Raw genomic sequence first — 22,582 nt, 5'->3', positions numbered from 1 at the left:
TTTATTTTGAATACTTTTTAATAAACTCAGCAATTGAGGATAAATATTTATCTGGATCATTATAAATACCGCGCACATGGTCACCATCAAAATCAACCTTAACACTAAGTTGAGGTTTTTCACATCCAATTTTATTTTGGTATGCTTCTTCACCCATTAAATAAGGTGTAGCATGGTCGCGTTTGTTTAAAATATATAAAAATGGTAACCGTTTCAATGGTTCTAACCCTTCTCCGGGATTTAACTGTTCGGGATCATAACCGCGCGTATCAATTGCATAGCGGCGAATTGCATAAAAATGTTCAAAATAATTAAAACGTAATTTTAAAATGTAGTAGCGGTATAAATCATTTAGATTAGCAACCGTTGAATCAAGAACAACTCATTTAATTAATTTCCGTTCTTTTTCATAATCTTCTTTTAAATATTCAACAATCACAAAAGTTCCCATTGACCACCCATGAAAGTTAATTTCATCAACATTCCCTTGAAATTGCGTTTTTAAAAAATTAACAATTGCGGCAAGGTCATATTTTTCATTGTAACCCATTGTGGTAATACTTTTATCAGATTCACCATGATTGCGTTGGTCATAAACTAAAATATTATAACCTAAGCGCAAATAAATTAGCCCAAAGAAAATTGAACGAAATTTGTGCGAATTTAAACCATGGACAACAATTACTCATTTATTATTGTTTTCATTTTTAACTCAACTCTTAATAGTAACTGTTTTTAAATTAATTCCTTGGTAACCTTCAACATCATATTCATGAATTTCCCAGGGCGAATTAAATTCTGCTTCGGTTAAATGCATCCCAGTAATTTTTAAGCGTTCTGTTAACGCATTAATATATTTTTTAGCATAATCTTGGATGTTACTATTTGGTAATTTACGCCAAAAATTATGACGAAATAAAATCCTTTTGTCATGCATTGTATAAAATAACTTAATATAAATCTTGTTATTTTCCATATATTGGGCAAGTTCACTGTCAGGCACTGTTTTATAAACTTGGGGCGTAATTAAATCGGTACTATTTTCTAAATCAACCGTTTCCAAGTCATCATGGAACTTTAGTTTTTTAACTTCCGGCTTTTTCTTACTAAACTTCATAGCTAACTTAAATCTCCACTCGTGAAGCCATATGGTAATAAATCAGCAACTTTAATCGTTAATGACTCGCCCCCCTGATTATAAATTTCAATCTCTACTTCCCCACCAACTAATTCAAAAATAAATTGGCGACACATTCCACAGGGCGAACCAATATGGTGACTATCAGTATATAAATATAGTTTTTTAATGTCTTTTTTTTGATATCCTAAAGTATAAACTTGGGATAAAGCTGTTCGTTCGGCACATAACCCAACCGGATAGGCAGCATTTTCCACATTAACCCCCATTACCGTCTGACCATCAGTTAATTCGCAAATACAAGCAACATGAAACTGGGAATATGGAACATATGCATGGTCCTTTAATTTATTTAATTTATCAAATCAACTACTCATTGCTATTTTCCTTTACTCTTTCTTTTATGAAATTTTTAAATAAATTTTAATAACATCAACTAATGGTGGTAACATAATTAGTAAACCAATCGCAATAGCTAAAATTGAGTTAATTAAGGTCGCCGCGGCACAAATATCTTTAATTTTTTTGGCCTTAATATTATATTCAAAGGACAATAAGTCAACAAAGTTTTCAACCATTGTGTTAATTAATTCAAAACCAATTACACTCCCAATGGTTAACAAGATAATTGCTCATTGTAAATATCCAAATTCACTGGGTACTTCGCGTTGCAGTCAAATCCCTAATCCAATTACTGCAATAGAAACAATAATATGAATAATTAAACTTGATTCTTCCTTAACTGCCGTGTAAACACCACGAAAAGCATTCGCAAATTTATTACGTAATTTAAAGAACATCTTTTTTTTGTTTGGATTTCGACTTGCCATTATTTTTTTCCTCTCTTAATAACTCACAATATTATTCTATTGGATTTCGGAGAATTTGTAAATCATTTAGAATAATTCGTTGCAAATTAAACATAATTTCTTCATCTTGTTTAGTCTGGTGATCATAACCTAAAATATGCAGCATCCCATGGGTAAATAAAAATGCTAATTCTCGGCGCAATGAATGTTGATATTCCGCCGCTTGGCTAACTGCTTTGGGATAACAAATAAAAATATCACCCAGCGAGCGTAAACCTGTTAGTTTAAATAAATCAAGTTCTTCATTTTCTTCTAACGCAAAAGTTAGAACATCCGCCACATAATCTTTATGACGATATTTTTTATTTAACTCAACCTGAGTCTGTTCATCAACAAAATTTAATGTTAATTCTAATGGTTCAATAATTTTTAACGTTTCCTTAACTTTGTTAAAAATATTGATAAAATCTTGGTTAAAATTATCAACTGCAAAATGCGTCGCATTATTGATATCAAAATTATCTTCCACAAAATCACCCTTCATTTCACTACTTATATTATAACAAATTAAAATATCATCGTAAAAAAATATTCTAGCATTGAAAAATTGCCAAGAAAAACCTGCGCTGGTTGATATCATGTGGCAAGTTCGGCGGGTGACAGGGTCTCTAACACAAGATAATTATTAGTTGAATGAAAGTGGTTAGTAATTTGGTACCATAAATTATTTTTTTGATATTTAATCATTTTAACTGTTGTTAATAAAGTCGAGTCATGAAATTGCGGGTCACTAATTTCTAAAATTACTTCTTGACTATTATCATCGCCTGGATCACTACTAAGGTTGTGCAAAGTTAAGTACCCATTATAAACAATGCTAACAGTTTGGCTGCTTAAAAAAATAAAGAGCCCGCCAATTAAACTAAGAATAATAATTAGGCATAGCCCCGGTTTAATTTTAAACATTCTTACGGGTAACCTCCGCACTTAAATCTATTACTTGGGAAAAACATTGTTCAATTTGGCGATCATGACCACAATAAATGATTAAACTATTTTGTTTTGAAGTTAATAAGAAATTAACTAACGTTAACTTTGTTTGTTCATCAACATTACTTAAACTTTCATCAATAAAATAAACTTCTTTGTCTTGACAAAGTAAATTAAGAAATAAGATAATTTGGCGTTGGCCCTTTGACAAATTGTCACCATTATTTACAAGCATTCTTGTGAAGTCAATCTGATTTGCTTGTAAAATTGTTTGAATCACCGGGTGTTTTAAAATTGCAATGTTAGTGTTTGGATTAAAATTAATGATGTTATCATAAACACTATTGGCAAATAAGTAATCTTGTTGGTGTAAAATCATAACTTTTGCTCGCCATTCACCTTCATCAATAGTTGCCAAGTTAACTTGCTTATTAATTAAGATCTCACCCTGGTAGTTTTGCTTGAGACGACCAAGGATTGCTAGTAATGTTGTTTTGCCAACCCCCGATGCTCCTTTTAAAAAAAGATGATGGTGCAAAGTGATGGAGAGATTTTTAAATAAACTAACGCCATTAATTTCATATGTTAAATTATTAATTGTAATTTCTTCAATTTTGGTTGGTAAATTATTGAACGCTGTGGGTGATGCATAATTCTTAAATAATAATCATTCAACGCGTTGATAGGCATTGATAAGATGGCTTTTATTGGCAATCACGTTTGCAAATAAATTACTAAAGTCATTAAAATATAATGCTAGTGCAGAATAAAACATCAAATCACCAATACTAAGGTGCTGTGTTGTAATTAAATTAACCGCCAGGTAAAAAATAACCAAATTTAAAAGTTGGTTGAAAATATTTAACACACTCTGGTGGTGCGCACTACCTTGTTCTAACTGGTAAGTTGCTTGTAATAAATCTTGGTATTCTTTATTTCACTGGTAATAAAAATGGGTTGTTAAATTCCGCGATTTCCGGGCGATAAAACTCGTAAAATATTGAAGCACTTGGCTTTGATAAGATAATGATTTTTCATACCAACGATAGTAAATAATTTTATTAATTTGTCAAAAGATGAGCGCTAGTAAAAAATTAAAGATTGTTTCTAAAATAACAATTAATAAAATTACATTACTAATTGTTAATAATAAAATAAAACTCATTACCATCATGATGGTTCGCATTAAAGCTGTTAACGTGGTAGTACCAATAAAATTAGCTAACAAGGTTAAATCTTCCATTCGTTTTAGCCAATCACTATGGTCAAATTTTTCATATTCAGTCAAACTTAGCAAATTTAAATTATCCATAAAAGCACCAACAACATCATGAGTAACCTTAAATTGAAACTTTAGCAATAATTTTTGTCAACAAAAGGTCAGAAAATGCTTCAACAAAATAATCAAAGTAAAAACTACGAACAGCAGAATGATTTCATGGTGAATTAATTTATGGAGTTGGTCCAGATAAATTTTAATAAAACTTTTGTTTAAGATCATCACAAAGTTAACCAAGATCCCAATCATTATTAACAATAAACTTGCTTTTCAATATGGCTTTAAAAAATAAAAAATGTTGGCAAAGGATTTATTTTTAAATTTAAGATTCTCATTTTTTTTCGTAAAAACAGCAACTTGATGAAACATTTCTAAAAAGTCAGCCTCTGTTATTCATTGTAAACTTTGGGCACTAGGATTAGCAATTAAATAATGGTGGTGCTTTTTTTGATATAAGATTGCAAAATGACCCTGCCCTTCCTTGGTTAATAAATAAACAACGATTGGTGAAAATACTTTAATTTTTAAAAATTCATTTTTAGTAACTTGGTATGGTGATAAGGTAATTTGATAATTCTGAGCCAGTTTCCCTAATTCATAAATACTAACATCCCCGTTAGAATTGAGCTGGTTAGTTGTTTTAATTTCACTAATACTAAGGTTCTGATGATGATAATAATTAACTAGCATTGCCAAGCAAGCATAGGCACAATCATTTGCTTGTTCTTGCTGAACAAAAGGATACCACATTAAAAATCACTCCTTTCTACTTTTAATTTACCGAGAAAAGAGTGAGTTTCCTTGAATTAATCTTGCAAAATAACAGCAACTTTTGGTTGCTCATCAGGAGTAAACCAGATTAATTCTTCCATCTCCTGTTTTAAGGATTTTTCCGGGTTAAACGGAACACGTAAGTCAGCTTCCGCCCCACAGCGCGTACAAATAACATGAAAAATAATTTCATTGGTTTGATCATCATGGTGATGAGTAGTAATTTCTTTCTTTTCATCATGTTCACACACAAGATGGTTAAAAATATAGTCAGTAATTGCCTGATAAGCAGCTTGAAAGACTGAGACATCTTCGGCAATTGGAATTGCAATTGTATCAGTAATATTCATTTTGGTGTTATTATAATAATTAAAATTAACTTTAATATGATTTTTGGCTTGGTAATAAATATTTTCAATTGTTGCTACGGTTTGAAATTCATACTCTTCGTTTTGAAATTCTAAGGTTAGTTTTTCTTGAAACATATGTTATCCCCCTCTGCATTTTGTCGTGTTTTAATTATAACTTATTTTCGAAATCGCTAGTAAAAAGGTTGGCAGTTTTATTTTCAAAAATGAGAAAATAACCATTAGGTTCTGGAGTTGGATATTTTTGGGCGGCGGTTAAATCAATGATAAAGGCTTTGTAATAAGTAACAAGTTGCAAGTGCTGCTCATCTAAAAAATAAAAGATTCAAAAAATAATTTTGTGAATGTTGTTCGCCCCATCCCCCACATAATTAGGAAATAATTTTAAATGATAATAGCCAATAATTCCGTTAATATCACCCACAACAATACTATTTTGAATGCGCATTGCTCAATGGTTAGCTTGGTCAAAATTTCAATTTAAATATAACAATAAAAACTGGTGTCTTAATTCGGAGACAAGATCGCGGGTCGTTGCTACTAAGAACGGTGGTGGTAACTGGTAGAAATGATCAGGAATTAGCATCCCCGCTTGGTGACCAATTTGGACAGTACTTTGCACATCATAGATATACCAATTATTTTGGTGGTCAAAATTAATTTCAATAATATCGACAGGGTTCATATAAACCGGGTCCAGTGTTTTTAGGGTGCGGTTAAATTGATAGATAGTTTGTTTATTCACCATAAAAATATTATTTTGGTGGTCAAATTGAAGCATAGTAATGATCCCTGGGGTTTTATTGACAATTTGGACTGGGGAATGGTTAGCTAACCCCTGCCATAGATCAGTTGTTGTCGTATCTTTCACATTAACAGCGGCGATTCATTCTCCCATTGGATTAACATTAAACGCCGTAATTTGAAGATCAAGTTTATCTTGCGGATTTTTGGCAAAACTAAATAATTCTTGGATATCATTGGCCTTGCCATTACCAGTTCACATTTGACAATCATCAACAAGATATCAATTCCCGCGAATATCAAATTGTAAAATTGGATAAGTGGAAGTAATAATGTTAATTTTTTTTATTAATAAAATAACTTCGCCAGTGGGTGTTATTTTCCACAATTCATGATCACCTAATAGCACATATAAATTATTTTGATAATCTTTTTTAAAATTAACAATTCTATTATTAAATTGGTGAAGCAGTTGGTACTGTGGATTATTGATTTCGTCTAATGAGGGCGATGAATTATGGGATTGGTGTTGTTTTGCTGCCAAGCCAAAATATAATCCCAACCCTAAACTAAGAATTAAGATAATTGCTGTCAAACTACTTGCTATAATTAAAAGTCATTTATGCTTACGCCACATCAGAACCGCTCCTTATCATTAACATTGCTTTAAAATAATTAATAATGCATGATAAAAATTGTTATAGAAATCGATAATAAGGATTATTAAAATGTTATTATTTTGGTAAATTAATATAATTTAATATTTTATTATAAGTAATATATTTATTATACACAATAAAAATAATTTGACCATTCCTTTCAGTAAAAATAAAAAAATCCCCTAGGGATTTAATTAATTAGAATCTAAATCATTACCTTCTGAGCTAGCTGCGGGGGGATAATTATTAGCGGGGTTAGGCGCAAGCGGCGCGGAAATGGGAACCATTCGCCCACATAGGGTTAAAATTCCACCCACTAATAATAATAGGACCGGAACTCCCCAGTTAATTCAAGCAAAGGCAATCGCTACAATTGCTAATACCGCACAGGTAATTCGTAAACCATTATTATTTTTGGTAATTGCCAGAGCCCCAAAAATAATTGCTAAAGTTAGTAAGATTAGTGACATAATAACAAAAAACAAAATAATTTGACCCGCAATGTTAAAAGTTGATAAACCAGCAAATAAAATAATGATAGAGCCTAAAATACACAAACCACTCCCAACAAGGATAATAATGATTCCTCCTAAACCAAGTCCATTTAATTTCATGCTTACGATTCTCCTTCCAATAAATTAATTATTAAAGAAAAAAATAAAAAAGCAAGTAATTTTTAAAAAAATTACTTTAAACATACTCTTGGCGTGCCAAATGATGATATAAATTATTATTGGAATTATCTGGTCAGTTTAAGTTTCCAATCAACATTTGGTTATCCTTAATATTGTCATATAGTAAATTATTATAACAAAAAAACTTCTTATAAATTTGCAAGCGAATTTTTTCTCCAATAATTTGTGGAACAAATTCATTAGGTATATTTTCGTTTATTTTTTTTAACCAATTAATAAACAAATTAGCAAAGGCAAAACTAATAATCTTCGAACCAGTGTGCGAAGTTGCGGTTTTAATATCAGGAATCAAATAATCAAAGCGATAGTTAATAAAATTTAAATAATTACTATTGGACTCTTGTAATAATAAATCATGGTAAAAAGAAGATAATGTTTGGTTATTATAACTTAATAAATCATAGGTTTTTTGTTCAATATATTTATCAATTTCTTGGATTGTTAAAATTAACCGGTTTAAAAAAACACTATTTTTTTTCGCAATTAAAAACTTATCATTATAAAAATCATTTGGTCCCCCAAACATAATATGATAGCCATTACTAATAATGTAATCTCCTAACGGCACAATTAAATTATCAAACCCAAAATGATCAATAATTTCACTTAAAATCCCTTCCAGATAGCTTTCTGAAGTAATCAATGGCGAGGTTGGTTGGTGGTGCTTTAAAAAAATTTGTAAATAACTTTTGCTGATTAAAGTTAACATCTGCACTGTTCGTTGCGAGTGATAATCTAATAAATCCTGATTATTTAAGAGCATCAGAATTTCTCTTTTCAAAATTAACCGCGAACGATCATTATCCTGAAAATTAAGTAAATAACTTGCTAACATTTTTTTATTAAAACTTGGTAAAACATCCCAATCCAAATAGATGCCACCATAAGCACGTAAAATTAAATAACGCAACCGATTAGAAACCGATTTGATGTGTTGGCGTAAATTTAATTCCTTATTTAAAAACCAATAAGTAACCTTCCCACAGCGTAATGTTTCTTCATTAATTTCGCGAATAATTACCTGGTTATGCGTAAATTTTTGTAATTCTTGTTGAACTTGGTAAAATGATTCTTTAATTTCCTGAATGATCTCTTCAATTCGGAATTCTAACATTAACTTTTTATTAACTAAGAATTGCTTAACATTTTCGTTAAAACTAGCATCTTGATGTTTTAAATAATAATCATGGTAAAACTCATTTTGTAACTTAATAATCTTCGCTAAATCATTGTTGGCCGCTTCCTTAATTTTTAAATGCAATAAATTCACTAAACTACTATCAAAATTAGTCCATAAATTAATTTGATAATCCGGATTATAATAAGTTCAGACTTTAATACAATTTGTTTGGTGAGGTTCTAACAAACCATACCAAATATAATGAATGTTTTTTTCATCAGTTTCTAATTTACCATCTTGGCGAATAAAATGGTTAATCAATTGAAATAGCTGGTTAGTTTCATAATTATCTTTAAACTCGCGAATGCATAATAAATGGAGGGCATTTAAATATTGTTCCTGTTCAATGGTAGTTAAGGTATCATAATTATTAAAAAACAGGTCAAAGGTGGGGGCAAATTTTTTTAAAAAAGTATCGCTTTGGGTATAAAAAAGTTCGCGGAGTTGGATAATATCTTGATGCAATAACATATACAAAGTTCTCCTTTATTAATTAGAACCTGTGGCTTCCAAAATAATCTAAATAATCCGTAATAAAAATTATTAATAAAATACCTTCATTCCTTTAAAATATTAGTTACTAAAATAATTACTTAACTTACATTCATAAGTTAACATAAAATAGGAGAAAACAAAACAAGAAATAATTACTAATTTTAAACACTTTTTTTGTTAAAATTACATTTTTTTAAATATTTACCCATATTATGAAGCACCTTACCTAATTAATTAATTTTAATAGTTGCCTTCCCCCCAAACTATGGTAAATTTAATTATGTGAGGTGAAAAATGAAAGCATTTGACTATGAAGATATTCAATTAATTCCTGAAATGTGTGTGGTAGAATCACGAAAAGAATGTGATCCCCGTGTTAAATTAGGAAAGCATACTTTTAACTTACCAGTAGTCCCTTCTAACATGGCGACTGTTGTTAACGAAGAATTATGTGAAAAATTGGCCCAACAAAATTACTTTTATATTATGCATCGTTTTAATGTTGACCAAATCGCATTTGTGAAAAAAATGAAACAACAAGGCTTAATTGCCTCAATTTCTGTTGGAGTCAAAGAAAGTGACTATCAAGTAATTGATAACCTAAAAAAAGAAAATCTAATTCCAGATTACATTACAATTGATATTGCCCATGGCCACGCGTTATCAGTTAAAAAAATGATTGAACATATTCGCAAGAATTTTAAAGAAGCAGTCTTTATTATTGCAGGAAATGTTGGAACCCCTAAGGGAGTGCGTGATTTAGAGTACTGAGGCGCTGATGCAACCAAAGTTGGAATTGGACCTGGAAAAGTATGTATTACCAAACTAAAAACCGGCTTTGGCAATGGGGGCTGACAATTAGCAGCCGTGAAATGGTGTAGTAAAGGAAGCTCAAAACCAATCATTGCTGATGGTGGTTTACGTGTAAATGGTGATATTGCAAAATCAATCCGAATGGGAGCGACGATGTGTATGATTGGAAGCTTATTTGCTGCCCACCAAGAATCACCAGGGAAATTAGTTGTCGAAAATGGGGTTGAGTACAAAGAATACTTTGGATCAGCCAGTGAATATAATAAAGGAGAAAAAAGATATGTCGAAGGGAAAAAAGAATTAATTACCGTTCGTGGTAGTATCTTTGATACCTTAAAAGAAATGACTGAGGACTTACAATCTTCAATTTCCTATGCTGGGGGACGTGATTTAGAAGCCATTAAAAAAGTTGATTATGTAATTTTAAAAGATAGTAATTTTTAAGAAATTTAAAAAAAACCAGAAATCTGGTTTTTTTTATCTAAAACTACGGTTTTGTTCTTGCTTGTATCGTCTTTTTTCTTTCTTACTTAAGAAATGTTCTTTTCGACGGGCTTCTTTACGGCGCACTGCTGATACTTTGTTAAAACGTTTTAACGCTTTATCTAGCGGTTCGCCATTTTTTACAACAATAGTAGCCATTTTTTCAACTCCTAAAATCTATTTAAATTAACAACTTAATCTTATCATAGATTTTTATTTGTTGAAACACTTTTAAAACTATTTAAACTAAATTATTAGTTTTTTTAAAATTTATGGGATTTTAAGAAATTATTAATTTGATAACATTGGTAAATAACTCCCAATAATTAGCAAGAGAATCGGCACAATGAACATTATTGTTAATATTGGCCATGCTCCCTTAAAGAACTTCGCATAATCAACATCTGCTAACCCCAAGGCGGCAGGAACCACTCCCGATGCTGGTGATCATAAATTAACTCATCCTAACGCCATTACAAAAGCTGTAATAACTTGGGGGGCAACTCCCAGGTTATTAGCAACTGGTCCTAAAACAGGGAAAGTGGCATTTGCTAAACCAGAAGTCGAAGATATTAAGAATGATAATGGTAAATAAATAAAGTATGATACCACCACAATTCCGACTTTTGGTAAGTGGCTAAGACCGTTGGTTAAACCATTAATAATGTGGTGCGACATTCCCGACATTGATAAGGCCACCCCAATTCCGGCGGAAACCCCGACAATTAGGGAAATTCCTAGCATTTCCCCACTTCCACTAATAAATTTATCCACAAAATGACGTTCAGTATGTCAAAACATGAACCCAATAATTAATGTCGAAATAAAGAATAAACAAGCCATTTCTGCCATGTACCACGTTCCAATCGCAATCATATTACCAAATATATAGACTCCTGATTTTGTGGTATCAGCTAAGGCAGATAAATAATCAAAACTTAATTGGCCCTGATAACCGTGACTTGTTAAAAAGTTTTTAAAAGCATCAGTAATTTCATAATGGACTGTTCCATCATAATCGTAGTGTAAAACAAATGCACCCGAAAATGTGGCAATTTGATGGGCAGCATCACTAGCATTTTGCGCAGTTACATTAATAAATTCGCCATTGGCACTATCTCAAAACTGCCCTATCCCACCAATACCATGCAAATGGGCCCAATAAACAAAGTTATTATCAGTGTTCCCATTACCATTTAAAACACTGGCGAGCATTAAGAAAACATTAATTCCAAACTTATCTCAGGCAATAATACAAAAAATTAGGATAACAAAAGTTGTAATAAAAATTCCAATTACTCATTTCCGTTTTCGAGTTAGCTCCGGAATTTCCCCTGCTTTAACAAATTTTTGCAAATGTTCATCATAATATTCGCCAAAGACAGAGTTCTTTTTATCTTTCTTCACTCGTGAGGCATACCAAGTAATAAAAGCAATTAATAACCCCGTTAAAATTACTCACCCAATAAAACGTCAAATAATTCCATCAGAAATGGCAATTTGAGCCCCATTGGAAACCTTATTAATGGCATCAGCCGCGGTAAATAGGGCAAAGGGATCAAGAGTGGCTGCTAAACAACCAACCCCACTCCCTAGCATAATTACCATAAACGCGGTTAACCCATCAAACCCAGCCGCTAATAATAGCGGCATCATAAAGGGATAAAATGCCAGGGTTTCTTCACACATTCCGTATGCAGTTCCCCCCAGGGAAAAAATAAAGGTTGCTAAGGGAATAAAATAAATTTCTTTCCCTTTCATTTTCGCTAATAAACGACCAATTCCGGCTTCTAGCGATTTTGAATCCATTGTTACTTTTAAAAAAGCCCCAATTACTAATAAAAAAACAATTAAATCAGCGCGACTAATAAATCCTTTAATTGCGGCATAAAACATATCTAAAATCCCTAATTTATGGTCCGCTGTATTAGGGATTCACGATACAATAATAATGACAACTAAAATCATTAAAATAATCGTAAAATTGGTTGGCATCACCAACTTTTTCTTCTTGTGTGTTGTTAACATATCTTCCTTTCTCCTTAGTAATAACTATCAAAATTTATTAAATATTAGCTGTTGTGTACAAAATAACATCCTATTATTTGTATTTTATTATACCGGATAATTCATAAATGTCTAATTTTTTCTATTTTTAATTAAAAAAGTAAAATTTTTATCATTTTATTCTTTAAAAAAAATAAAACCTTTAGGAATTAATTTTCCTAAAGGTAACATCATTTATTGACTTTGTAATTTGGGATAGTATTTACTAGTAACCATTTTATTACTTAAAAAATTATATAAATATAAACTACCAACAAGAAGGCCAATAATAACTGCAACAATAATAAAGAATCACGCCACTCCTGGAATTCCAAAGGTTGGGTCGTGTAAGTTTAAGAAAAAATACGGATATCATGTGTTAGCTAATTCGCCTCCTGCGTGGGGGTCAAAATATGTATAACGATCACCAGCAGCCCGGCGTAATTCCCCCCCGGACAATGGCATAAAAACAATAAATTAATAAAAACCCAATTATTTTCGCGAGATATTTTTTTAGTAAAACAGTTGATTTCACTGGTTGTTTGTTTTCAAAAAAACAAATAACATAAATTACAAAAACCAGCGGATTAATAATATGGTCAAAAATAGTAGTAATAACATTGCGGGGATCACTGGGAAACCCTTGGGTCGGCACTAGTAAACAATTATAAATAATAAAAGTTATGGTAATATATAACCCAACAGTTAAAGCCACCGGATAAGATAACAGTTTTCGTTTATTTTCCAACTGGTGACAAATTCCAGCATATAAAAACCAGACTAATAACATAATATTAGACCAGCCCGTAAAGGTACTGAAAAAATTAATGGTATAGTCATTGTAATCACCTTTATAAACAATATTAATAGTATAGTTATCAAAATAACCACCAATTAAATTTCAAATTAAAATACTAATCCCAATGATAGCAAATAATAATTTATAACTTTGTTTTCAAATTTGGTTGATTTTCTTAGTTTCTAATAACATTTAAGGCTCCTTTATTAAATTGAATAAAAAAAGTGCTATTTTAAATTAAAATAGCAATTCAATTATCTTAACCAATTTTATGAAAAAAAGCAACTTTTCCAATTTGTAATAGTTTTCTTATTTTTTATTTTTAAAAGCTTGGTATAAATCATTTAATCGTTTTTCATAGACACTATGTAATTTAGGTTGGTAATAAACTGTTCCTAACAATTCATTTGGTAAATACTGTTGTTTAACATAGTCATTAGGAAAATCATGGGGATATTTATAACCTAACCCCCGGTTTAATTTCTTAGCCGATTTATAACTAGTATCGCGCAAATGTAACGGTACTGAATATACTTTGCCATTGATAACATCTTCATAAGCTTTAAAAGTTGCTAAATAAGCACTATTTGATTTTTCACTTAAACACATTTCAATTACTGCTAACCCAAGCGGGATAATTCCTTCAGGCATGCCAATTTGACGAAAGGAATCAATCGCTGCTTTAACATGTAAGGGAATGGCGGGGTTTGCTAACCCAATATCTTCATAGCTAATAATTAACATTCTACGCAATAATGCTTCATAATCACCACTGGCTAATAACCGGCTAAAATAGTGCAGAGCAGCTTCAACATCACTACCCCGAATTGATTTTTGAAAGGCTGATTTTAAATCATGGTGTTCATCACCATAATGGGAATTTAATAAATTAGCAGTTGGCGAAATTGCCTGCACAATATCGAGATTAACTAATTCTTGGGGATATAAATGAATTGCTAGTTCTAAAATATTAATGGCAACTCGTAAGTCACCACTGGCTAAATTGCAAATATAACTTAAGGCTTCATCAGTAATATCCAGTTTAATATCCTTTGATTTTTGTAAGCTTCGTTTTAAACCGTTAAACATTTCAGTTGCTGAAATTGGTTTTAGCTCAATAATATTACTTCGACTGCGAATCGCAGGATTGATAACAAAAAACGGATTTTCGGTTGTACAAGCAAACATAATTAAATTACCATGTTCCAAATATTGTAAAAGGATATCTTGGCGATCACGATTCATCCGGTGAATTTCTTCTAAAACTATAATGTAACGATCATAATTTTCAGCTTTTTTAATGATTTTTTCTAAATCACTTTTTTTATCAATCGCCGCATTAAAAATACTATGTTCAATTTTTAAATCATTGGCTAAGGCTAAGGCAATACTAGTTTTGCCAATGCCCGGATTACCATAAAAAATTAAAGAACTAACAAAATTATTTTTAATCATCCGTGATAAAATTCCATTCTGATCATTAATCAAATGTTCTTGGCCAATTACATCTTGTAATGATTGTGGTCGCCATAAAAATGATAATGGCTGTTGCATCCTTTTCACCTCATTTATCTACCTTAAATTATAATAGTTTTCTGGTTAATAACAATAAGGTAAAAAGAAAAAACCTTACCGAGTATTTTGTTCATTTGTTGTGGAAGCAACAATTTGATCTTTTTGTTCGTTAAGTAATCTATGTTTTTCCTTATTTTGGTTTTTTTTACCTAATAAAGAAACAGAGGACTTAGTTATATTATTATTGTTTTTATTTTTAAAAAGATCTTGATTAGGAGCATCCTTTCCATAATACTCCCGTTGATAAAAGCCTCATTTTTCTTGTTCCATTTCGCATCATTTTTCTGTGGCCCCTCTTTCATAAGGTTGGTACCTAATATTAAAACAAATATATAAAAATCAGCGAAAAAAGCTTCGGTGTCAATAATAATTTTTTCATAACTTTCATTTATCTTTTTTTCATTGTGGTACTGGTGATTTAGATTTTTTATTAAACATTTTTTTCACCCTCTTAATTAAAAAATGTCATCACTTTTTGTTGATGACATTTTAAATGTTCTACTTTTATTATACTAAATTTCGTATTTAATATCAATTGCTTCAAATGCCTTTTTAACTGTTTCTTTAATAGTTTGACATGACCGGTCAAATTCTTTTTGTTCTTCGTTATTGATATGTAAGGTAATGATCCGGCTTCAGCCATTTTGGTTAACAATTGCGGGAACACCAATGTAAATTCCTTTTTGGCCATATTCACCATCTAAATAAGCACCAATTAATAATGCCGCGTTTTCACCACGCATAATCGCACGGGCAATATATGCTAATGCTACTCCGATCCCATAAAAAGTTGATTTTTTCTTTTCAATAATTTTATAAGCCATATTAACTGCTTCTTCCCGGCATCATTCTAATTCTGCGCGAGTAATTTTGCCATCTTCAATGTAGTCACTAATGCGTTTCCCCATAATTGTTCCGGCACTTCACGGTACAATTGAAGAGTCACCATGTTCACCTAAAATATAAGTATGGACAGAAGACGGGTGGACATTTAATTTAGCCCCCACTAACCGACGTAAACGGGAAGAATCTAAAATAGTTCCTGATCCTAGCACCCGGTGGTGATCATAACCAGTTACTTGTTGATAAACAATTGTCATTACATCAACAGGATTAGAAGCAACAATTGTAATTCCGTTAAATCCCGATGCTTTAATCTGCAAAGCAATATCTTTCATAATCCGCGCATTATCTGCCACCATATCTAATCGGGTTTCCCCTGGTCGTTGGGGGCGACCAGCCGTAATTACAATAATATCAGCATCTTTACAGTCCGGATAATCTCCGGCCTCGACACTAACAAATGGTTTTTCTAAGACTGCATTACAATCAGCAAAATCAAGGGCATTTCCTTCCGCCAAGTCATGATTAATATCAATTAAAACATATTCTTGTGCTAATCCTTGGTTAATTGAAGCATATAAGAATGATGTTCCCACACTACCACAACCTACTAATACAATTTTACGATTTTTCATTATTTATTCTCCTTATTTATTGAATAGTTTTTCTTAATAACCTAATTTATGTTTCCATTATTGTCTCATCTCGTTTTTATTTTATAATAACTTTTTAAAATAAGATACCTTTTTTAAATAAAAAATTTTAAAAACAATTAATAAATTAGTTGCTAACTCGGCAAATAACCATTAATTTTCAATTTATTTTTTGCAAAAACATTTTATAATATTTATGTAGAACTTTATAAAAAATCAGGGAAAAGAGAGTAGTTCACATGAAAAGAAAATATCGCCAGAACCGTAAGATCAAAAAAATATTTAAATTTAAAGGCCAGTATGAGGCCACCACCCTTGCCCAAAATTTTGTGCGTTATGTCACCGACCCCTTTCGAGAAGAAGGTGGCTATGATATTATTGATGTTGAAAATGAAATTTATCAAACAGAAATTACCACTGAAGAAGGCAATACCTATACCGTTGCAATTAGTACGCAATTTGATTATGACGAAGATAGCGAAAAAATTAAAGAGATTACCAAATATCAAGTTGATAATGATCTTGATTTTATTTTATATACTATTGGGGACCACCATGATGAGCAAGAAACAGACTTTTTAGAAAGTTTAGGTCTTGTATTAAATGAACAATTAATTGGAATGGTTTTTGACTTGAAGCGTTGAAAAAAAGGACGCAAAAAAATCCCCCCAAATGTTAAATTCCGCCGGGTAAATGACAATAAGCGGCTAAAGGATTTTAGCCTTATTTTGAAAAGTGCCTTTGGTCCAAAAAGTTGAGATTATGCTTTTTACAAAACGTTATTAAAATTAAATAAGGATGAAACAATTTGTCAAATTGATTTATTATATAAAAATAACCTGCCCGCCGGAACTGGGAATATTTATTTTGAAAAAGAAATTGCTATTATTGATGATATTGCCACCCACCAAAACTTTCGTCATCAGGGGTTAGCAAAATTAATGATTGACCATCTCTTAACAACCGCGTGAAATAATGACTATGATTTAGTCGGGTTAATTGCTACCCCCGAAGGGTTTAACATGTATCGTAAACTAGGTTTTCGCCCAATTAAATTATATTTAAACGAATATGTTACCAGAAGTCAAACTAATAATCTTGAACAAATCGCGAAAAAAATTAGTCGGGGTAAAATGAAAACCTTACAAAATGTTAATTATCAACAATTAATCAGCCAAGTTGGGAATAAAAAATGTCACCGTTGTCAAAATATCATTAATGATCCCGAATATTTAATGGCTTATCGACTAACTAATGACTTTGAAATTAATGTTTACCACCAAAATTGTTATAAATTAAATGCCAAAGATAAGTGAGTTATTATGGTTAACCAAAAACAATCATAGCCAAGATTAAAGGTTACGATTGTTTTTTTGATGGTGGCGTTGTTTTTTCTTTGATTGCTGCTGCTTTGGTTTTTGATAAATGTTCTAAACTATCCTTAAAAGTTTCTTCGTTAATACTTGTGGAACGAAAATCATCGGGTAAATCAACTAATTTCTGACGATATTTAAACCAATAATGGACCAGAATTGGTACAATAATACATGATGAAATTAAATCATTGAGTCCAATAAAAACAAAGAAGTAAATGGGGTTACCAGTGGCCATACTGACCCCATAGCCAATTCCAATTAATGGTAAAATTACTAAGAAAGTTCGTAAACTACTTGTAAAAGTTCCTAACATTGATTTATTAATTCCTTGGAATAAAGTTAACGCAATATAAGTAAAAGCACAACAAGGATAGGTCATAAAGTTAATTACAATTCACCATCGATACTGGGGAACATATTCTTTGGGAAAGGCAAAAGCTTGCATCATTAAACCACCAAAACAAATAAAAACCACCAGCATTAAGGTAAACCAAATAATAATTAAAATACTTACCCGTTTTAACACCTGCCAAATCCGGTTATATTTTTTGGCCCCATAGTTATAAGCAATAATTGAACGAGCTCCCTGGGTTAAACCAATCCCCGCGGATAAAACAATTGTCATTCACGGGGTAATCGAAGAATATAATTCCTGTAAAATGGAAATCCCGTTGTTATAACTTTGATTTGGTAATTGAACAACTAAAGTTGTTAATGCAAACGAAGTAATCACTAACGCCGCATTATTAATAAAATTTGGTAACCCTGCTTTCATAAAGGCCACAATATTTTGCCATTTCAAAAAGATCATATCTTTTCAACCAAATTTCAAATAACTACCTTTAACACCAAAAACAATAATTAATCCCCAAATAATTTGGACTAGTCAAGCAAAAACAGTTCCCAGCATGGCCCCCGATAATTGTAAGTGACAGACACGCATAAAGAAAATTCCGGCCCCACAGTTAACTAGTAAGGATGACACAATCATTAGGACCACCCACAGCATTTTACCTTCACTACGTAACATTGACATAAAAAAATAACTTAAAAACATTAAGGGCGCGGCAGCTAATAAAGGAATTGTATAAGTTCAACATAAATGTTCAGTAATAACATTATAATGACTTCCCATTTGGGAAGTAATAAAAACGGCATTTCAACCTGGATAAACAATACAAAAAACACCAAACGCGGTGATACAAGAAAATATGATTGTGGAAGTAAACCCATTTCCCGATAACTCTTTCATTTTACTAATATTACGACGACCATAGGCCATTGAAAAGTTCATTGCGGCCCCCATTCCCATCATAACACTAAACGCCCATTGTAAGTTATAAGTTTGACTTGCATATTGGGTAGCAATATTAATATATGATTGCATCTCTTTAAGGGGGATTTCAGTTACAATCTGAGAACCAGTAAAATGATTTAACGCGTTATAGGCATTAACATAAAATGGGTCTTTCATCGCATCCGGAGCGGCAAATTGTAAGGCTAATGTTTTATCAATGATATTATAAAAACCTTGGATGATCATCAATAAAACAGTAGGAATACAAAAATACGCAATGGTTAATCATGGTTTGGCATACCGTAATTTTTTTTCTCGCGCAGTTAAAATAACTGATGTCATAGTATCTCCTCTCTATTTTATTTTTTACGATAAAAACAGTTAATAATATTTAATAAAACTACCCACTAGTTCTTACTAAACATTAACAATATTATAGTCCAAAAAAATAAAAAAGGTGGGGAAAATAACTTTTTTCTAATTATTTCCTCCCCCTTCACCTTGCTATTCCCCCGGTTGGAGTAACGCAGAAGCTTTTCCAAAATCACGGTTTACCGAAAAGACCACCCGGTCATAAATTTCCGAAATATTCGTAATATACGGTTGAATTTGGGTTAACACTATCCGTTTTTCCATCGCGTTATAAGCAATTGTTTTAATATCATCATTTTGTTTTGGTAAGTGAATAATTAATGAATCTGGTGTTTTATTAATTATTTTATAATTATAACGTTCAACAATGGTTGTTAAATCACTTAGCATCGCTGATTCCATTACCGTAAACTGATAATAATTATGAGTCGCATTAATAACTTCTCCCGCATAAACTACTTTTCCATAGTTTAAAATTGTAATTTCATCAGCAATTCCTTGCAATTCGGTTAGAATATGGGAACAAATTAAAATTGTTTTACCCTCTTCACGGACACGTAATAAATCATTAAATAATTCCTGACGAGCAGTCGGATCTAAGTTGGCAGCTGGTTCATCTAAAATTAAGACATCCGGGTTAGTAATTAAAGCTTGGGCTAGTAACACTTTCTTTTTCATTCCACTGGAAAAATTATTGGGGTTTTTCTTACGGAATTTTCATAAGTTTAAATTTTCTAAAATTTTTTCAGCCCGAGTTTTAGCTTGACGATATTTTAACCCCCGTAAGAAACTCATCTCGACTAAATATTGATAAACATTTAAATGTTTTGGAAACCGCGCATTTTCCGGAATATAACCAATAATTCGTTTAGCCGGTGTTGAAGCAGATTTCATCCCGTGAATAAATAGCTTTCCCTCAGTGGGAATAATGGCTCCAATAATTGATTTAATAGTTGTTGTTTTTCCCGAACCATTGGGACCAATAAACCCATGAATTTTCCCCTTGCTGACAGTCATGTCAATATTATCAACGGCTTTAAAATCTTTAAATTTTTTGGTAAAATGACGGATTTCAATTGCCAAATTAGGATCAGCCACGATTTTATTTGTAACATCTTTTTTCATCTTAGACAAAATCCTTTCTACATACTCTTCAAATTACTAATCCCGCTAGTCCTAAGGAAATCAGAATGTAAGCCGCATACATTCCCCCTAAACTATCAATTGTTTGGGCTTGGTTAAAATCACCAGCGAGGTAGTATAAAGTATAATCAATGGCATTATTTTGATAATTCACTTCTTTGACAGTTGGGGTAATATAGTTATTTAATGGTAAAAACATTCCTGACAATGGGGAATTTTCAACTGGGCGATCATTTCCCGTTCACATAATTACTCATTGTTGTCAAATATTTAAATATCCCATTAATTTATAATTTACAATTGCCCCATCAATAGCACCTTTGGTCGCTGTTCAAGCATCTGGGGAACTATCTAAATCATTCTGATCACCATTATAAATACTTGTTAATGTATAGTTAAATAATAAATTAGCAAATTTATAAATTGTTGAATACATCCCATTAACTAAATAAGCCCCCGCTTCTTGATAAGTATGACTATCATAATTTTCTTGCACTAAATTTTTAATATCATCAATTAAAATACTTCCCCCGGGAGCAGCCGGTGAAATTGCACTTGTTAACGCATTACTTAATAATTGACTCCAACTAGTTCCATAATTACTACCATTCGGAGTTCCATATACCATACTGGATACTGTTGCTAGAGAATTATTTAAGAATTTACTATCATAAGTTGCTTTTAACAAATGATAAATTTCTTTGTCTTGGGAAGTTGCTAATAAATCAGGGTTAATAACATTCGGACTCACCGAAGTTGAATCCCCTTTTACTTGCGTATCATTTTTAATAGTGATTGTCGGTGTCCCAGTTGCTGCTTTTAACGCCGCTTGGTAAAACTGATTAATTAAATTAAGACCTTCATGTTGATTATTATTAATTTTAACTGTCTTACTAATATTATCGACAATGTTAAAATCAGCTCCATCAAGAACAATTCCCCCGTTGTGATCATTAAATTGACCAAATTTAACAAGATCTGCATACTTGTTACCTTGGCTAATAACTCACATATAAAAATTATTTCAATTATCATAACTTGTAGTAGCAGTCACATATTCAGTTAGTGCATTGTTTAATTGGGTGGCAAAAGTTGTGGCGTTAAGATTAGGCGCTAAACTATAGCGGCGGTTATCATAAATTCCCCGTAAGTTTTCATTAAAACTCAAGCGGGTATTTGGGGTATCATCAGCTGTTCATAATGGCCAACCAGTCGGGTTAGTTAGCGCTGTTACTAATTCCTGACTGGGGTGGGCTTTTCCAATAATTGTCTTAAAATTTTTCCCCAGGTTACTTGTATTATTTAAATACATATTACTGCGCGAATTATTAGAAGCATTATAAATCATTGGAATAATTGCCCCAATAATTGATAAAAATCCAATTACAAATAAAATTCCAATAACTCCTTTTGAATTTAGGGATAGTGATAATAAAATAGCAATGGTTGATAATAATAATTGAACAATAAAACTTGTCAAGATCATATAGCCGACACGTCCTAGCGCATAATTACCAAAAGCATAACCCCAATCTCCACAGGCCATACTGATTAAAATGGGAAACAGTAAAGTAATAACACCATATAATAAACAAGTTAATTGTAAAGCTAACCATTTTTCAAAAATCATTTTTACCCGTGAAATCGGAATCGAAGCAAAGATTAATAAGGTTCCATCATCCATTTCATCACGAATAATTTGGGTTGATTTAAAAGCAATATACATTGCACAAAAAGTAAAATAAATAATATAAAAAATTCACGAATATAACACATAATTCTCCGAAATTGTGACTGTTCAATCACGCGGATCCCGAATAATATTAGCGGCAATCGAAATTACCATAATTAAATGAAGCAAAAATGTTAAAATAAACATCACATAAGTTGAGGGTGATTTTAACATTTTGATTAGCGTATAGCGAAACATTTTTAAATTAAAAATATCTTGTAGTTTTTCCTTAGTTTTTTCACGGTTTCAATGTTGCTTAACAGTTGGTGAACTGTTAGGATTATTAGTCATATAACTCCTCCGTTTCTAAACTTATTATTTA

Annotated in this window: 22 protein-coding genes; 2 read left to right on the top strand and 20 right to left on the bottom strand. The window is 31.5% G+C overall.

What is annotated here, in order from left to right:
* Position 1: 1 nt before the first annotated feature.
* From QPK10_RS05605 to QPK10_RS05560, 10 genes are all read right to left on the bottom strand, one after another.
* A complete protein-coding gene (locus tag QPK10_RS05605) occupies positions 2-1,117 on the bottom strand; it encodes an alpha/beta hydrolase (protein WP_368487023.1) in 1,116 nt (371 codons plus the stop codon).
* A gap of 2 nt (positions 1,118-1,119) precedes the next feature.
* On the bottom strand, positions 1,120-1,515 hold the full coding sequence (gene cdd, locus QPK10_RS05600) for a cytidine deaminase (protein ID WP_368487022.1): 396 nt from the start codon (positions 1,513-1,515) through the stop codon (positions 1,120-1,122).
* Positions 1,516-1,539: 24 nt separating this feature from the next.
* A complete protein-coding gene (locus tag QPK10_RS05595; protein WP_368487021.1) occupies positions 1,540-1,968 on the bottom strand; it encodes a diacylglycerol kinase family protein in 429 nt (142 codons plus the stop codon).
* Between the two features lie 31 nt (positions 1,969-1,999).
* Entirely contained in the window at positions 2,000-2,476 is a 477-nt protein-coding gene (gene ybeY, locus QPK10_RS05590) for an rRNA maturation RNase YbeY (RefSeq protein ID WP_368487020.1), read from the bottom strand.
* Positions 2,477-2,514: 38 nt separating this feature from the next.
* Positions 2,515-2,913, bottom strand: coding sequence for a hypothetical protein (locus tag QPK10_RS05585; protein ID WP_368487019.1), 399 nt, complete (start codon positions 2,911-2,913; stop codon positions 2,515-2,517).
* The gene (locus QPK10_RS05580; RefSeq protein WP_368487018.1) at positions 2,906-4,966 is read right to left on the bottom strand and encodes a cysteine peptidase family C39 domain-containing protein; all 2,061 of its coding nucleotides are present in this window, start codon (positions 4,964-4,966) and stop codon (positions 2,906-2,908) included. Before QPK10_RS05580 ends, QPK10_RS05585 begins: the two co-directional genes overlap by 8 nt.
* Before the next feature lie 56 nt (positions 4,967-5,022).
* On the bottom strand, positions 5,023-5,472 hold the full coding sequence (locus QPK10_RS05575; protein WP_368487017.1) for a hypothetical protein: 450 nt from the start codon (positions 5,470-5,472) through the stop codon (positions 5,023-5,025).
* A 34-nt stretch (positions 5,473-5,506) separates the two neighbouring features.
* Positions 5,507-6,736, bottom strand: a complete 1,230-nt coding sequence (locus QPK10_RS05570) for a hypothetical protein (protein WP_368487016.1) — start codon at positions 6,734-6,736, stop codon at positions 5,507-5,509.
* A gap of 216 nt (positions 6,737-6,952) precedes the next feature.
* Positions 6,953-7,372 (bottom strand): hypothetical protein, encoded by a 420-nt coding sequence (locus tag QPK10_RS05565; protein ID WP_368487015.1) that lies wholly within the window; start codon positions 7,370-7,372, stop codon positions 6,953-6,955.
* Between the two features lie 76 nt (positions 7,373-7,448).
* Positions 7,449-9,104: a TcdA/TcdB catalytic glycosyltransferase domain-containing protein gene (locus tag QPK10_RS05560; protein ID WP_368487014.1), complete on the bottom strand. Its 1,656-nt coding sequence runs from the start codon at positions 9,102-9,104 to the stop codon at positions 7,449-7,451.
* Positions 9,105-9,422: 318 nt separating this feature from the next.
* Here QPK10_RS05560 and QPK10_RS05555 point away from each other — a divergent pair, with 318 nt between their 5' ends.
* Positions 9,423-10,385, top strand: a complete 963-nt coding sequence (locus QPK10_RS05555; protein WP_368487013.1) for a GMP reductase — start codon at positions 9,423-9,425, stop codon at positions 10,383-10,385.
* A gap of 33 nt (positions 10,386-10,418) precedes the next feature.
* Here the strand turns inward: QPK10_RS05555 and rpsU are convergent, their stop codons facing one another.
* From rpsU to QPK10_RS05520, 7 genes are all read right to left on the bottom strand, one after another.
* Positions 10,419-10,583 carry a 30S ribosomal protein S21 gene (rpsU, locus tag QPK10_RS05550; protein ID WP_025317533.1) on the bottom strand — a complete coding sequence of 55 codons (165 nt, stop codon included), beginning with the start codon at positions 10,581-10,583 and terminating at the stop codon, positions 10,419-10,421.
* 132 nt (positions 10,584-10,715) lie between these two features.
* The gene (locus QPK10_RS05545; protein WP_368487012.1) at positions 10,716-12,452 is read right to left on the bottom strand and encodes a hypothetical protein; all 1,737 of its coding nucleotides are present in this window, start codon (positions 12,450-12,452) and stop codon (positions 10,716-10,718) included.
* Positions 12,453-12,665: 213 nt separating this feature from the next.
* Positions 12,666-12,935, bottom strand: a complete 270-nt coding sequence (locus QPK10_RS05540) for a hypothetical protein (protein WP_368487011.1) — start codon at positions 12,933-12,935, stop codon at positions 12,666-12,668.
* Positions 12,850-13,461: a DUF1600 domain-containing protein gene (locus QPK10_RS05535; RefSeq protein WP_368487010.1), complete on the bottom strand. Its 612-nt coding sequence runs from the start codon at positions 13,459-13,461 to the stop codon at positions 12,850-12,852. Before QPK10_RS05535 ends, QPK10_RS05540 begins: the two co-directional genes overlap by 86 nt.
* A 117-nt stretch (positions 13,462-13,578) precedes the next feature.
* The gene (locus tag QPK10_RS05530) at positions 13,579-14,823 is read right to left on the bottom strand and encodes a replication-associated recombination protein A (RefSeq protein WP_368487009.1); all 1,245 of its coding nucleotides are present in this window, start codon (positions 14,821-14,823) and stop codon (positions 13,579-13,581) included.
* Positions 14,824-14,898: 75 nt separating this feature from the next.
* Entirely contained in the window at positions 14,899-15,282 is a 384-nt protein-coding gene (locus QPK10_RS05525) for a hypothetical protein (protein WP_368487008.1), read from the bottom strand.
* A 74-nt stretch (positions 15,283-15,356) separates the two neighbouring features.
* Complete coding sequence (locus QPK10_RS05520) at positions 15,357-16,322, bottom strand: L-lactate dehydrogenase (protein WP_368487007.1); 966 nt, start codon at positions 16,320-16,322, stop codon at positions 15,357-15,359.
* Between the two features lie 257 nt (positions 16,323-16,579).
* Between QPK10_RS05520 and QPK10_RS05515 the strand changes: the two genes are divergently transcribed.
* Positions 16,580-17,686: a GNAT family N-acetyltransferase gene (locus QPK10_RS05515; RefSeq protein ID WP_368487006.1), complete on the top strand. Its 1,107-nt coding sequence runs from the start codon at positions 16,580-16,582 to the stop codon at positions 17,684-17,686.
* Positions 17,687-17,699: 13 nt separating this feature from the next.
* On the opposite strand, the gene QPK10_RS05510 is transcribed toward QPK10_RS05515, so the two are convergent.
* The 3 genes from QPK10_RS05510 to QPK10_RS05500 all read right to left on the bottom strand — a co-directional run bounded on the left by QPK10_RS05510 (position 17,700) and on the right by QPK10_RS05500 (position 22,551).
* Positions 17,700-19,355, bottom strand: coding sequence for an MATE family efflux transporter (locus QPK10_RS05510; protein ID WP_368487005.1), 1,656 nt, complete (start codon positions 19,353-19,355; stop codon positions 17,700-17,702).
* Between the two features lie 162 nt (positions 19,356-19,517).
* A complete protein-coding gene (locus tag QPK10_RS05505) occupies positions 19,518-20,510 on the bottom strand; it encodes an ABC transporter ATP-binding protein (RefSeq protein ID WP_368487004.1) in 993 nt (330 codons plus the stop codon).
* A gap of 1 nt (position 20,511) precedes the next feature.
* Complete coding sequence (locus QPK10_RS05500; RefSeq protein ID WP_368487003.1) at positions 20,512-22,551, bottom strand: ABC transporter permease; 2,040 nt, start codon at positions 22,549-22,551, stop codon at positions 20,512-20,514.
* Between the last annotated feature and the right edge of the window lie 31 nt (positions 22,552-22,582).

The sequence above is a fragment of the Spiroplasma sp. DGKH1 genome (assembly GCF_040940205.1).
GTDB lineage: Bacteria > Bacillota_I > Bacilli_A > Mycoplasmatales > Mycoplasmataceae > Spiroplasma.
This window is presented reverse-complemented; position numbering and strand designations above follow the sequence as displayed.